The sequence below is a fragment of the Sodalis sp. C49 genome, from assembly GCF_046352915.1.
In the GTDB taxonomy this organism is placed as follows: Bacteria; Pseudomonadota; Gammaproteobacteria; order Enterobacterales; family Enterobacteriaceae; genus Acerihabitans.
Genome location: NZ_CP163303.1, coordinates 611425 through 626184 on the forward strand (window position 1 = coordinate 611425; position 14760 = coordinate 626184).

9 protein-coding genes and 2 pseudogenes are annotated in these 14760 nt (G+C 45.3%); 8 read left to right on the forward strand and 3 right to left on the reverse strand.

The window, feature by feature from the left end; all coding sequences use genetic code 11:
* Positions 1 to 73: 73 nt before the first annotated feature.
* Entirely contained in the window at positions 74 to 268 is a 195-nt protein-coding gene (locus ABUK12_RS02690) for a hypothetical protein (RefSeq protein ID WP_410014837.1), read from the reverse strand.
* Positions 269 to 542: 274 nt separating this feature from the next.
* On the opposite strand from ABUK12_RS02690, the gene ABUK12_RS02695 reads away from it, so the two are divergent.
* The 4 genes from ABUK12_RS02695 to drt3b all read left to right on the forward strand — a co-directional run bounded on the left by ABUK12_RS02695 (position 543) and on the right by drt3b (position 8175).
* A complete protein-coding gene (locus ABUK12_RS02695) occupies positions 543 to 1436 on the forward strand; it encodes a restriction endonuclease (RefSeq protein WP_410014838.1) in 894 nt (297 codons plus the stop codon).
* A 476-nt stretch (positions 1437 to 1912) separates the two neighbouring features.
* Complete coding sequence (locus ABUK12_RS02700) at positions 1913 to 4591, forward strand: TrlF family AAA-like ATPase (RefSeq protein ID WP_410016810.1); 2679 nt, start codon at positions 1913 to 1915, stop codon at positions 4589 to 4591.
* A 199-nt stretch (positions 4592 to 4790) separates the two neighbouring features.
* The gene (gene drt3a / locus ABUK12_RS02705; RefSeq protein WP_410014839.1) at positions 4791 to 6140 is read left to right on the forward strand and encodes an antiviral reverse transcriptase Drt3a; all 1350 of its coding nucleotides are present in this window, start codon (positions 4791 to 4793) and stop codon (positions 6138 to 6140) included.
* Complete coding sequence (gene drt3b, locus ABUK12_RS02710; protein ID WP_410014840.1) at positions 6133 to 8175, forward strand: antiviral reverse transcriptase Drt3b; 2043 nt, start codon at positions 6133 to 6135, stop codon at positions 8173 to 8175. The genes drt3a and drt3b overlap by 8 nt, the downstream gene beginning before the upstream one ends.
* Before the next feature lie 1423 nt (positions 8176 to 9598).
* On the opposite strand, the gene ABUK12_RS02715 is transcribed toward drt3b, so the two are convergent.
* Entirely contained in the window at positions 9599 to 9907 is a 309-nt protein-coding gene (locus tag ABUK12_RS02715) for a hypothetical protein (RefSeq protein WP_410016825.1), read from the reverse strand.
* Between ABUK12_RS02715 and ABUK12_RS02720 the strand changes: the two are divergent.
* The 4 genes and pseudogenes from ABUK12_RS02720 to ABUK12_RS02735 all read left to right on the forward strand — a co-directional run.
* Positions 9882 to 10153, forward strand: a pseudogene (locus tag ABUK12_RS02720) (TrbI/VirB10 family protein); the annotation flags it as partial. The gene ABUK12_RS02715 and the pseudogene ABUK12_RS02720 sit on opposite strands and share 26 nt — an antisense overlap.
* Before the next feature lie 152 nt (positions 10154 to 10305).
* Positions 10306 to 10576, forward strand: a pseudogene (locus ABUK12_RS02725) (hypothetical protein).
* 4 nt (positions 10577 to 10580) lie between these two features.
* Positions 10581 to 11102 (forward strand): helix-turn-helix transcriptional regulator, encoded by a 522-nt coding sequence (locus ABUK12_RS02730; protein ID WP_410014841.1) that lies wholly within the window; start codon positions 10581 to 10583, stop codon positions 11100 to 11102.
* A 100-nt stretch (positions 11103 to 11202) separates the two neighbouring features.
* Complete coding sequence (locus ABUK12_RS02735) at positions 11203 to 14442, forward strand: tetratricopeptide repeat protein (RefSeq protein ID WP_410014842.1); 3240 nt, start codon at positions 11203 to 11205, stop codon at positions 14440 to 14442.
* Here the strand turns inward: ABUK12_RS02735 and ABUK12_RS02740 are convergent.
* Positions 14439 to 14747 carry a helix-turn-helix transcriptional regulator gene (locus ABUK12_RS02740; RefSeq protein ID WP_410014843.1) on the reverse strand — a complete coding sequence of 103 codons (309 nt, stop codon included), beginning with the start codon at positions 14745 to 14747 and terminating at the stop codon, positions 14439 to 14441. The two genes, ABUK12_RS02735 and ABUK12_RS02740, sit on opposite strands and share 4 nt — an antisense overlap.
* Between the last annotated feature and the right edge of the window lie 13 nt (positions 14748 to 14760).

Below are 14760 nucleotides of genomic sequence, written 5' to 3' on the forward strand. Positions count from 1 at the left end.
TTTTTCACGTTAACCTATCGCCTCAAAATTATATAGGGATTCGCGCCATTGCATGAAAAACAAAAAGCCCGCTTCAGTTCCCTGAAGCGGGCTTTTCTAAAATCTTGGCTCCTCTGACTGGGATCGCCTTTGCCAGTAACTGCCTAATAAATAGGCTAAACCAGCATTCCCTTCCTGTCAAGACCACCAGAATGACCACCAAACAAAGCTGGTTACATAAAACTGATTTTAGCGGTCTCGTGCATATGGTGATCGTTACTATGATCATATCTACAAGGGCAGTCTGCTCTGTGCTGAAGCGGACGTTGTTAACGAAAAGAGCATGAGAAAGCTGAAGTCGGTATAGGTGCAGCCAATGTGGTAAATGAGGGTTGAAACTATGAGAAGTAAAAACTATTTTCGGCTATGTCAGACATTCCCCTGAAGAAACTTAAAGTTCCTCGGTGGAAGTATAATATTATGGTTATCATAATTAGCAGAGCACATACTAATAGAGTACAACAGGCACTCTATTCGAATGATTTTATTAGGGAGCAATGACAATGCTTAAAAATTGGAATGATTTAGAAAGTTATACCCAATATGTCTACTCGACCTTGCTTAACCCTCGAGATAATGGAGTGGAAGTTAGTCGTAACGTTATCCTTAAAGGATTAAAAGGTGAATATCAAATTGATGTATTTTACCAATTTGAAAATGCAGGCTTTATACATCGCGTAGCGATAGAGTGCAAATATCACAATCGCCCGCTTGACCGTGATACTATTATGCCATTTTGCAACAAAATCACTGATATTGGGAATATTATTGGGGTTATAGTTAGTAAGTCTGGTTACCAAAGTGGTGCAAAAGAATACGCAGAAAAACATGGCATTACTTTGTTGAAAACTGAAGATTTACCAAGATTTAACATGTTGGTTGCTGATTACTTGATAAATTCAATTTTACCTACAAAAGACTGGATCGGTGAGCCTTTTTGGATTTTGATGGAAAGAGAGGAAGATAATGTTTCAGGTTCATACTACAAGTTTGCACAAAAACATAACGGAAGAGATGTAATGCCCTTATTCTTTTCAAAGCGTGAAGCAATCGACTTTCTAAATGAATCTGAGCAGGCACCGCATTTCGCAATAAGAGGTGTTCCGCAACATTATTTGAAACGTTTCATCGCAATAACAGAGCATTTAAATCCTTTATTCTTCTTAATGCTTCCTGCTTTGAATGAAGAACAAGCCAAAGGTTTATTAATTGAACCGATTGAATTAAGGAAAAGATATCTATTATCAGAGATATTTCCTGATGAATATCAAGAGTTTTACGTTAAAAGGAAGTCGCGTAACAAGAATGAACTTAGTCTTTTAAAAATATTAAAAGCAATGAAAGGTAAAATTGGTGCAGAATTGGCGGACAAAATTTTAAAAAAGAAAAATAGGTAATTACTGAGTCATGATCCCGGTAACCGTTCAACCTGATGTGCTGGCGTGAAAGATGAAGCGGAGGGCCATTTGATGAAAAAAAAGATTAAACATTCGATGCAAAGCAAACGGTCCGCTGTGTGCCCAGGCTGTGTGAAAAGACTTTTGGTTACAGAGACTGTCAAAAGCAGAGCTGAAAACCGTGCTAATACGTAAAATTCGGCTCTACTAACCGGTCGATTAATTTCAGATTTTGCGTAGACACGCGCACTTCAGTTTTTGACTAGGGTTTTCACACAGCCTGTGCCAAAAGCGGAAGTGATTAACAACCATATGTGTTGTTCAACGGGGAACGGGTCACTTCATTTTTCTGCCCTCAGGAAACGAAAAAAGCGCGCCGGATCAAATCTGCTTCACGCGAGTGCGTCAATCACGTAGCCTGGACGTTTCAACCTCATTAAGATGGCGGATACACTTTCTGTATGAAGGATCCGCCGGTGATAGGCTCACAATGGAATAAATGGGATTTACACATCCACAGTCCCCTGACGTGGCTGGCCAACAGCTATACTCAGGATGATATTGAGAATTATGTTGGCACGCTGGGGGCGCATCAGCTGTCCCTCATCGCCGTGACGAACTACTTTTATTTCCGGCAGAACGAACTGGAAATCATCCGGGAGGAGATTGCCCGGCAGGGTCTGGCGATCACGGTACTTGCCAACGTGGAATTTCGTCTCGATCAGCAGAACCGGGATGACCAGTTCATTAACATCCATATTCTCTTTTCAGAAAAGCTCTCAACCGAGCGCATCAATGAAGCCCTTTCCCGCCTGCCGATCAGGCTGACGGATGGGGGGGGGAAGAATGTCTACTGCTGTGAGAAAAGCGTTGGCGACAGCGGGCACGGTGTCGATACCATCACTGTTGCACTGTCAGAGCTGACTTCCCATCTTAATTCCGCGCTGCGTCCATTCCAGGATTTTCTAATTGCAGTGTGCCCCAACGGCTACGGCGGATATCGTCCGGGGGCCACCGGACGGTCCGCAGCCGCCGCGACCGAGATTGATCGCCAGGGACAAATAATTTTCGGTGGTGCCGCCGATCGTGCATTTTACCTGCGGACCGACCGTTATCCCGGCGCCACAATCAAACCCGTCTTTCTGTGTTCGGACGCGCACAGCGTGGCACAGATTGGCGGGCGTTATACGTGGGTAAAGGCGATGCCGACTTTTGAGGGACTCCGTCAGGCCCTACTTGAACCCGAGTCTCGACTGAGGATAGGGGATGACTGGCTAGCCACTCGCACACCCAAGGCCCACTTCAGTAAGATCGAGGTGGAAGGGACAATTTTTGATGGGCAGGAGATCCGTTTCCGGCAACTGGCAATCCCCCTGAGCCAGGACATGGTCGCCATTATCGGAGGCCGGGGAACTGGAAAAAGTCTGCTCCTGGATGCGCTTCGCTCCCGGTTTGCCGGAGCCGCCACCAGAGGAAGTGAGCAACGTGCGGTGAATGTGCAGAATCTCTGCGTTGAACTGGATAAGGCCAACGGGGAAAAGGTGCGCTTTGATGCACATTCAGAAGGATATGAATACCTTCACGTATCGCAGGGCGAGATCAAAAAACTCTGCCAGGAACCCGGTCTTATCAGCGACGAGATTAAAAAAATGCTGCGACTGTCTCCTCACCATGAGGCCGGCAGTACGGGCATTCAGCTGAACGAAAACCTCAGTGCCTGGCGCGCATGGCGTGAGTTTCTTACCTTTAAAAATGAGCGTGATGAGCCGATCAATACGCGGGCATTTCAGGAAGCCCTGGCGAGAACGGCCCGGGAAAAAATTGATGTCCTGACCAGCACCCGTAACAGGGAGCTGATCGCGCAATTTCGTGACAACAGCGGCCGGCAGGCCACCCTGACACAGGCCAGAAAACACGCCACCGGGCTGCAAACAGCGATTGAAACCGTCGCTCGGGATCTAATTACAAAGATTGACGCCGTCAATGCTGCCGTCGATGATGGCACGGTTATCCCGTACCCTGATCTGTCATTGCTTGACGCCGCCGTCGGGACAAAGCTGGCCAGCATTGACGAGCATACAGCCCGGCTTGCCGAGGATAATCGCCGTATCATTTCATCGTTTCAGGAGCAGGGGTTAGGGCAGGATATCGCTGGATTACTGGAGAAGGTGCAGGAATATCAGCTGCAGGCGGATCGTGCAGATGAACACCTGGGCACTATTGACGCCAGGGAGACACAGTATCAGCAGGAATTACTCCAGCGAGGCGTACTGGCTACCGCGTTTATTGACACGCTGCTGGCAAGGCAGGAAGTTATCGATACTGCTTATGGCTCTCTGACCACCAGACCACACCTGACTGAAGACCAGCAAGCGCTGATCCGAGATATTCTGACGGACATTCGTATTTACGGCCGGCCGCATTTTGATGTAGCGGCGTTTTACAACGGCTTGCTGGATCATATGAACCGCGGCCGGTTCAGGGCTTCCGCTGAACTGACGTCTGTTGAAAAACTACGCGATGTGTTCCAAGTGCAAACCATTGCTGATTTACATGCACTGCTCTCCAACGCTCCTGTAATGGCACTGCCGGAATGCCCAGACAGGAAACTCACCATTGAAGAATTTCTGTGGCGCATTGAGTACTTTAACAGCCCGGGGCCATATGCCCTTCTGAGCTTCCTATTCAACCCGGAACATATCCAGCAATACCTGAGCGTCAGGGCAGAGTTTGAATACAAGGGAAAAACCGTCGAGAAACTGTCTGCCGGTCAGCGCGGAACCTTTTACGTCTGTCTCAAACTGGCTACGGATGCGTTTGGCTCACCTTTTGTCTTCGACCAGCCGGAGGATGATCTGGATAACGATTTCATCATGCACAATCTGGTGCCGCTGTTCCGGAAAATCAAACAGTACCGTCAGGTCATCATAGTGACTCATAACGCTAACCTAGTGGTGAACTGTGATGCGGAACAGGTGATCATTGCCACAAACGATGAAGAGGTGATCAGTTACCGTGCCGGGGCACTGGAGTACGGCGATCATGACGCACCAAACAGCATGCGCAAAGCAATTTGCGATGTGCTCGAAGGGGGGCGCCACGCATTTGAGGCCCGGGAGCAGAAATACGGCATGCTCTGGCTCAATCCCTTATAGAGAAGAGCTTAAGGAAGAGAACCGGAGGTTCAAACAGCAGTTTGTGATCTGATAATACAATGCATACAAACATGGAATGACAGAACATCAACTTAATACTCAGTTGATAAAGATTGACCGGGAACGTTCTGACGGTGAAAAACGATGATAATCACGGTAGAAAAATTTTTCGTAATATTGGTCATAAAGGAGATTGAAAATGATTGATCAGTCTTTTTCAGCAAAAAATTTTAGAAGAATATACGACCTAGATAGGAAAAACAAAGGTACTATAGAAGTTGAACACTTTCCTGATGCTTATAAAATTAGGAAGAAAATGATAAGGTTAAAAGCTTTTATTTATTGGCACTCAAGAAGACTTAAAAGTGGGCAGATTAGCGCTGCTAAATTTGAAGAAAATAAAAATATAATTAATGCGCATATTAAACTAAGGAAAGAACAATATAATAATGAAGTAAATGAAAAGTTGAAGATTATTGCAAGTAATGTCAGTGTAAAAGGGTACACTTTACCTTTGACGTTATTGCCACAACAAGTGAAAAATAAAAGTGTATATTCAATTGGGAATTCAGTTGAAGCATTATTTGTGTCTCGGCAAATAAAATATATTTTAAGCACGTTATATACAATAAAATCAAATAATAGGGATCTGATTATCAGTCGCCTAAGCGCTTTGGCTAAGGAAATGAGTCCAAAGTATATAATTAGGGCCGATGTTGAAAGTTTTTATGAATCTATAAATCATAAGTCTTTATTAGATATGTTACATTCATCACCTAAATTATCTGTTCCTCCACGTCGGGTGATTACTCAGCTAATTAGAAAATATCAGGCTTTAACTGGATTAGATAAAGGGGTGCCTCGTGGTGTAGGCATAAGTTCGTATTTATCTGAGCTGTATATGAGTGTTGTAGATGATAAAATAAGAACCTTACCTGATGTTACTTATTATGAACGATTTGTAGATGACTTGATAGTAATTTTCTCGCCAAATAAAGGGGGGAATACAGATGACTATCTCCCCAAAATCACTAATATTATAAATGATCGTGGCTTGTGCCTAAATAATAAAACAAAAGAATTGGATTTATTTACACAAACTAATAAAAACTTTGAATATCTAGGCTATAAATTTCAGCTAACAGCTGGAGGTTGTAGTATAAAAATGAGCTCTAATAAAGTTCAAAAAATTAGAGGTCGAATTGATAAAACATTTGATGAATATAATCAGAGTGTTAGTAAAACACCGAAGAGAGCAGCAAAAAATATTTTGCTTAGAATGAAGTTTCTTACCGGAAATACTCGGCTTTATAATAGTAAGTCAAAAGCTTTTGTTGGCATATATTTTAGCAATAGATTCATAACTGATTTATCTGACTTAAGTGGATTAGATGCTTATTTGTCGAATAAAATAAATGGATTGCAAGATCAGAATCTTAAAAAAAGAATTAGTAGATTTTCTTTTAATAAAGGTTTTGAAGATAAAGTTTTCAGGAGATTTAGATTCATCGAATTTAGCGATATATCTAAGGGATGGTCACATGTCTAAAAAAGCATTATCTATAAATTTCCCTATAGAGCGAGTAGTTCTTTCCGATTTTTTACCATATGAAGTTCCTATTATTTTTTCAAATAGACATTTTTACAACTTTATTGTTAAGTATCAAATAAAACATGATGGATTGAATTTTATATGGTTAAAGAGAGATGACTGTTTAAATGGTTTAATTCTACTTTTATTGGGTCTTGAAAAGGGCACTGCAACAGTTGAAATAGTTGTTGATGGCATTAGTTATATTAAAACAAATATCGAGCATGCTAAACTGCCTAGTATTGCCTTTACTTTTCCAATTTCGCATAAACATAAAGAATACAGATACTTGTCTCTAATGCATCCAAAGGGGCAGTTATTAGGTGTTGATTTTTATAGAAATTATAAAGATTTAATAACATACTATTCTAATGTTAGCCCACTCAGCCTCAGATCAGCAAAAAGGGTCGCTGGTTGTACTTACATCGATTCCAAGTCTCTTATTGAAAGTTTTGAGAAAGAAGATTTAAGTATTGAGGTGGAAGGTCAGGATTATGAAAATTTAAAATCTTTTTTTGTTTATAAGAAATATCGTAATATTTTTGAGTTTTATGAATCTGAAGATCATCATTGGTGTGAAAAGCGTTTTAATTTCCTCTCTAAATTAGATGTATCGAACTGTTTTGATTCAATTTATACCCATTCAATTTCATGGGCTGTTTTGCAAAAAAATTATGCAAAACAACAGTTAAATAAGACAAAATCGACATTCCCATTTAAATTTGATCAATTAATGCAGAGGTCTAACTACAACGAAACAAATGGCATAATAATTGGACCGGAATTATCCAGAATTTTTGCAGAGATAATAATGCAATCAGTGGATAACAATATAATCAATGATCTTAATAAAGAGGGTTTAGTTCTTGGGGGGGATTACCAAATATATCGCTATGTCGATGACTATTTCATTTTTTATAATGACGATGATGTGTTTAATAAGATTAGAATAAGTACGCAGACAAATTTAAAAACTTACAAGCTAAGTTTGAATAAATATAAAGAAGAGAAGTTTTCCCGTCCAATAATAACGCCCATAACTATTGCCAAGAAAAAAATAGCGAATTTGATATCTGAAAGAATATCTTATAACATTATTGACAATGATTCTCTAGACGAAGATTCAAATAAAGGCCATGTCTACATACATCAAAATAGTTTATCTACCGACTTTAAATCGATACTTTCTGTATCAGGCATAACATATTCGGATATCTTAAATTATTCATTGTCTATAATTGAAAGGAAAATCAAGACACTTTTTAAAGATTATAAAGAACTATCAAAAGAGAAAAGTGGTGACCGCCAACTAATTAATGCTATTGTATCTGTGGTGAATTTCACATATTTTATATATGCAGTTGCCCCGAAAGTGAATAGCACCATAAAATTATGCAGGATAATTCAGCAAGTAATTATGTTTGTTAAAGATCAAAAATTAGGCGATGAATATAAACATATTATATTCAAATGCGTATTCGATAACTCGTGTTCTATTTTAGATAAATATTCTGTTGATAAAACAACACCTATCGAAACTTTGTATTTGTTGGTGTTGATCAGGCAGCTTGGTAAATATTATTGGCTAGGCGAGAAAAGCTTAATAAAGTATTTTAATATTGGCTTTGATGGCGACACCTACTCATTTGATGATAACTTAAATTACTTTTCTATTACTTCTTTATTGTTTTATATGAGTGACAAAAAAAGATATGATGGAGTCAGGAAACATCTTTTGCTTCATATTGAAAACATTTATAGCATGAAAATTGATACTCTTCTAAATGAGTCTGAAATGGTTCACTTAACGTTGGATCTAATAGCTTGTCCTTACATACCTGTTTCTTTTAAGAAATCTTTGCTTTCTCGTTATGGTATTGATAAATCTTGTGTGAAAAGAATTATCTCATTAAATGAATATTGGTTTACAAAATGGAATGACTTTGATTTTGCAAAGGAACTGGACGCGAAACTTAGCAACGCTGTATACTGAGAGGGAGCGCATCAGGCATCCTTAATGGCTGTTGGCAGCCGCACACACCAGCGCTAACAGGTATGATTGCCCTATGCATGGGAATTATGCTTGGCGAGATTCGTCTGAGTCTTTCCGTTGAGATAGCCCCCTACTACACAGCTTTTGGCCTATGTTGTAGGGGGTTGTCGATACTAAAGTGACCTAGGTACCATTCTCTCCAGCTTGGAGATACACTGGTGTCAAAACTAGCCTGACAATTTTCTTAAATACTTAATCTAAATTAATCAGTGTGCCGTGACTTTGCACGGCGTTCTTGCATGTTTGCGCCAAGGTTGATTCGTTGATTACCACAAATATAACAAGAACATGAACAAGGTGTTTGGTAAACTTTCCCTACAACTTTCGGTGTTTTAGCCACCGCAGTTCGATAAGTTTTTCTCTTGGATTTTAACCGAGATATATGGTGGCGCCGCCAGGCCCGATTTCTAAACATTTCCATTCACTCCAATTTTCGAACGCGGCGTCATACCGCGCCCTTATCAATCTTTGGAGTTTGATATCAACCTGATTTTTCATGAATATCTCTCAATATGATGGGCATTATATCATTAATTAGCAGATGAAAAGTCTGACACTCCACATTTTCATCTAGGCTCCACGTTGTCAGCTATAGGACAGGCGACTAGATCTATCAGCAGATATAGCGAGATTTACGGACGTGCCAGCATTTGTAATTTTGAAAAGCACTGGTTCTGGATCAACGCCTTGAGTGGAAGGATGCCGCTGACCTAATCCACGTGATCAGATACTCAGGCTCGATAGAGGAAGTCGCAGCTCTATTCGTTCAGCGTATTCGTTCAGCGCTGCACCCAGAAGCCTTGAAGGACGGGCTAGCGGCGCTCGGCAGGCGTTTTGGGGACGATGAGCATGGTGAAGGCTATGGGAAGGTGGGAGCTGTTGCTTATGCACGCTTCCACGGCGAAGACGACGAAGACGAAGATGATCTTGTTGGTCGTCAGCGTTTTGCTGCAGGGTTAGCCCAGAGCTTACTGGCCGAGACTAAGAGGCAACGGGCAATCTAACGAAAACAGAATTGCCCCGTGCAAACTTGGTTTTTTGGCTGTTTCATCTTCTCACTAGTCGCTGACAAAAATGTAATGTTTAACAGGGAGTGTTATAAGAAATTTTACAAAAAACATTACACTTTATGTATTTTCTTGGGTGTCGAGGCACCAGGAGCCCTTTACATATAGCCTGTTATTATTACTGATACATTCAGTCGTGATGCATCAGGTAAATCTAACCGTTCTAATCAAGAGTACGTCTTTTTCCGAAAGAAATACGCGACAGGTGGCCACATCTTCAGGGATACCTTGATCTGACAATATAACAGTCCACATGAACGTCAGCGGCCCCGCGGGCTGATATTTACAAAAAAAACTTATTCATAAAGCAGGGGCAGTTTGTTGAGTAACGCCTTAAGGTTCCAGGCATCCCACGGCAGATGTTCGGTAATACCAATAATCACAATTCTTGTTTCTGCAGAGACATCACTAATTATTCTGAGTGTCTGGGCGAGATTTAATTTCCCTACCGGGTAGACCGCCTGCCAGTCAAATTCAGGTTCGGGCTCCGCGAACAGCAGCGAGCGGAAGACGCCCGGATTGAGGACGTCCAGATCCAGATGCACGGCAAGTCGCGGTTCATCTGTAACAACGTTGAAGGTATCCGGACCATGTGTAACGGGCATAAAATCTGATCTTACGGGCGATATCATCGCCACAATGACCGAGCCGGTTTACGACACGGCAGCGGCCGCTATCTGCAGATCCCGCAAGGCTCGCGCATACTTGGCAAGTATAATAGCCAGGTTAGCTACGGGCAGAACAGAGTGACGGTGGTGTGGAGCTGCAACATTCGGCCGGAAACCTCGTCGTTAGGGTTGGATAATTTGGCTGATGCTGCCGGTTATACCGGACTGCAAGATGGAGTAGCCTAGCATTGGAATCGCATTATCGCAGTGGGCGTTGGCGCCGAACTGGCTGCACCGGAGAACGTGGTCGTGCCGACATTGAGTACGATGGCCCAAACGGACGCTTGGTTGTCACTTGACAACCAAGCCAATTATCACCATACTGGAGATAACTGATGGCTCGCTCCCTTCATCCGAAGAAAGAGGTGAGGAAGCTCTCAAGCACGCCGAAGAACAGGGTTGGCGCGTCGAAGTCGGCGGTAGCCGCGCTTGGGGACGAATTTATTGTCCGTACAACGACGAGGAGTGCCGCTGCGGCGAGTTCTGCATCACGTCGATATGGAGCACGCCGAAGAACCGTGGCACGCACGCGCCTTGCGACGCGTCGTGAACAACTGCACTTCGCACCGCAAGGAACAGGATGCGGCCGACCATGTCGAGGAGTAGTACGATGGAATACATCTTCATTTTGAAATACCAGCTCGCCGACGGTGACTGTGAACCAGATGCGTTGGTCGAGCGTCTGGGCGAGGCCGGTTGCGATGATGCCTTGGTTGGGATCGGTCAGCCTGGGCGGCTGGCACTGGAATTTACCCGCGAGGCGAACAACGCGGACGCGGCCGTGCGCAGCGCGTTAGTTGACGTGCGGAGCGCCGTGCCGACAGCCAGACTGATCGAAGTGGCGCCCGATTTGGTCGGCTTGACCGATGTGGCCGACATCATAGGCGTGTCACGGCAGAACATGCGCAAACTGATGCTTGCGCATCCGGGCAGTTTCCCTGCACCGGTACATGAGGGGAGCGCGTCGATCTGGCATCTAGCGGACGTGCTGACCTGGTTACAGGCCAAGGGCAGCTATTCGTTAGGCAAAGGCGTGTTAGACGTGGCGCAAATAGCCTTGCAGGTGAACCTGGCTAAGGAAGGACGGCGCTTGTCGCGCTCGGCTTACAGAGAGCTGGAAGCATTAGTTTAGGGGCGCTAGAGGTCTACGCTTGGCGCAGAAGTGCATGGCGACATTCGAACATTTTCTTCGCATGTATACGATGGCGGAACTCGTATTTAAGAGGCAATGAATGGCTGAAAGAGAACAAGTAAAAGGGGTGACGCCATCAAAATTCATGCGCGAACTGCGCCCTGAATTTTACTCGGACACCAGCGACCGCACAGCATATCAGCTCGAGGCCCCGGTACTTGAGTACCATCTCGATAGTATTACATCGCGCAACCAGACTCATGACTTCGAAATATTTTGTCGCAAGTTGTGCGAACGCACGATCTGCCCAAACTTGAAGCTTGCTACCGGTCCGGAGGGAGGAGGAGACAGCAAAGCCGATTCAGAAACTATTCCGATTGCCGACGAGATTGCTACTCTCACGTATGTGGGTGACGCAAATGCTGCCCAGGAACGTTGGGCATTCGCTTTCAGTGCCAAGAGAAAGTGGGCGGAGAAAGTTCGCAATGACGTCGCAGGCATTGTGGCGACGCAGCGCGGCTATCAGAAAGTCTATTGTGTAACAGCGCAGTTCGCTCGTGCGAAGGATCGTGCCCGCGTCGAGGATGAACTTACGAAACAGTATGGTTTGACCATCACTATTCTTGACCGGAGTTGGATTGTTGATCAGGTCGTCAGTAACGATCGTAAGGACCTCGCCTTTAATTACCTTGGTGTCGGGCAGGAGGTTGCAGACTCAAGGCGTCTGGGGCCCTCGGACTACTCCCGCTCGCAGCAACTTGAAGACATCGAGAAAACGCTCGGCAATCCGGAGGCATTTTCCGGGATGGAAATGCAACGAGTTACGGAAGCTCTGGTGGCGGCTAAGTTGTCGCGCAATCTAGAGCGCCCACGAATCGAGACGGATGGTCGGCTTGCTCGTGCAATTCGACTCGCTGAACAAGATGGAACTCATCGCCAGAAGTTGGAAGCGCACTACGAGTACATCTGGACCGCCTTTTGGTGGTTCGATGACATCGCGTATTTGAACGGAAGGTACGACGAGTTCGCGAATCTGGTGATCGACACGGATCACGCCATAAACCTTGAGTTTCTTTGTAATCTAGTACAATTACTATTCAACTCGGTCATTCATCAGCATTTGACGGTCGACGAGGCTAAGCTTGAAGAGCGCGTATCTAGATTGACCGAGAGGTTAAAGCTAATTGCTGAGAATAAAGACCGTCCAAACAACGCATTGGAGGCCCAGTCGTCGTTACTAGTCGTAGAAGTCAATCAGGCGATACTCAAGAAAGACACTCAAAAACTGAGTTCGCTATGGCCGCAGTTCTCGGATGTCGTCAAGCGTGCGAGAGGTCTCGGTGAGTTTTCTGCTGAGCGTTTGACTAAAATGATTGAGGTGTTCGGGATCGTCGCCGGTAAGGACAGTGGCTATGTCCAACTGGTTGACGAGGTGGCGGCGTTTGTTTCTGAGCGTACCGGTGAGGCTCAGGGTGCGTTAGTGCTTCTCAAGCGAGCGCAACAACTCGATTTCGAAGATAACTTCGAAATGATTCGTTTGCTGGGCAAAGCCGCGCGACAACTCACTAAAAAAGAATATGCCGACTCTCTGATCGAAGCGCTGCAACTGCTCACGTTTGCTTATCGTAGTGCCGGATTGCTCTGGGCTGCGCGGGCTACATGCATTTTTGCAATGGCTTCGATGTTCATCGAAGCCGAGGAGGACAGTGACCTTCCGGCTTCGATCGTACCCATGGTCATGGCACTCGCTTGGATAGCTGTCGAACTTCGGCATCTTCCAGACGCTCTCGAAGCCGTTCGGTTAGTTCGAGGTTGTGCGGCGACGCTTCCGCTCGACGACTCATCAAAAGAGCGTGTCGCAAAGCAACTTACGGAGTTCGATCTTATCCTGGCGAGCCAAATCCTAAATTTCACAGAAGAAGAACTTCAACACGTTGTGCGATTGCCTGACGTTCTTGGTGGACTCGGTCTGCAACAGAGTCGAAACGCTCTGATATACGCGCTCGGCCATGAAGCCGAACTTCGTCGGGAGGGATCAATACCGCAAGAAGAGACGCCAGAGAGTGTGACCGAGCTATTTACTTTGCTTGCTAGCCAACCGGCATCTAGCAACCTGCATGGTCCTGTCATCTTTAACGAGGCAGACTCGCAGTGTCTTGTCTCAAGAGTGCAAGGCATTCGTGTGGCTGTCTTTCACCCGTGCTCCGATGCCTTAGTTCTTGCCGCAGAAGCAGTAATAGGTTCCGTCGAAGCATTTTTTGCAACCGCAATTGAAAGCGGCGCCGCAGCGCATACAGAGAACTTCACTATCTCACTTCAAGATAGTTCTGAAGTGCTGGCACCGGATTTCACGATCAATACTGATGAAATGACGGCGATAGTTCGCTGGCCGACTGGACTGATACCCGCTACATTTGCCCGACAGGCTGACGTCCAGAAGATGCTGATCGAATTGGCAGCTGCGATTTTTGCTGCCACTTGCTACGTGGAGGATATGCGGAAAACGATCGAACACCTCTTCGGCAATGAGGCGGTGCTTGACCGCATCAGCATGGTCGTAGTTGTCGGCAATAGTCGGCAACGCGTATTTAAAAAAGGGCTATCGAAGCTCAGCGATTGGATGCAGATGGCAATATCGGAGTTCACTCTTGAGCCGTCGCGTCCCGTAATCACCCGCCGTTTATTAGACACGGTTGAGGATCAAGAAAGTCACTCGACGGTAGGAAAACGGGGTGCCCCGTTCCCAGCAAGGGACCATCGCGATCTTGGTGTTCGCTCTGTTATAGATGTTCATCTTTGGAATCAAGCAGGTTGGACCGGAACTGCTTTTACTCATTGGGGGCCCTCGTATCCACCAGCGGTTGCGCTCATGTTTAAGCACGAGGATGCCGCCAGGAAGATCTTTGCACGTTGGCGTGAACGTCTAGGAATGGTCGATAAGCAGGACGAAATTTACATGGTGATTCTGCGTGGAATCTCCGTTGAACATCCGGCGCATTACCGTGTTCTTATCACTTCCAGGCTTTCTAATGATGAGGGCGAAACGTCAGGCAAGATCTTCATGATGGCATCACGTATGCAAACCATGCATGCAGAAACTGATGTCAACCTGAGCCGCTTTCTTGATATTTACAGGCAGTCACGCGCGTATTTGCTTCTTCCCGCGATATTTAATGGAGGGGCTGAGCCGAAGCTTATTCCAGAGCTTGCAATCCTAAAGCGGGAGCTTAGTGTAAAGAACGCTATCGACGTGAACGAGCATGACGTTGAGGTGATGGCACTTGGGGCGGAAGAGTATCGCCGTCGGTTCGGAACGTCTGGGCCCAGCAACAGAAGTTAGGTGCTGTTATCTGATACTGCAATGAGCCCATTGACGGGGCGAGTCCTGCGTAGTGTGACTTCTGGCCCTGTTAATCTGCTGCCGGAGCTCGAGGATTGTTTGCGTTCCTCGATCCACGCTTCTACTTCGGCTAAGGCCCACACTACGTAGCGTGGCGTCAGATTGAAGCGACGCGGAAACTCGCCGCGGCGTTCCATCTCGTAGATCATCGTTTCGGCTAGCACGTTGCCACAGTCGCGGCAGGTTGTTCGCTCTCCATTCGCGACAGGTGCGCGCTTCTGGTCGTCGATCCAGGCATACAGCATCTTGGCCGTTCCC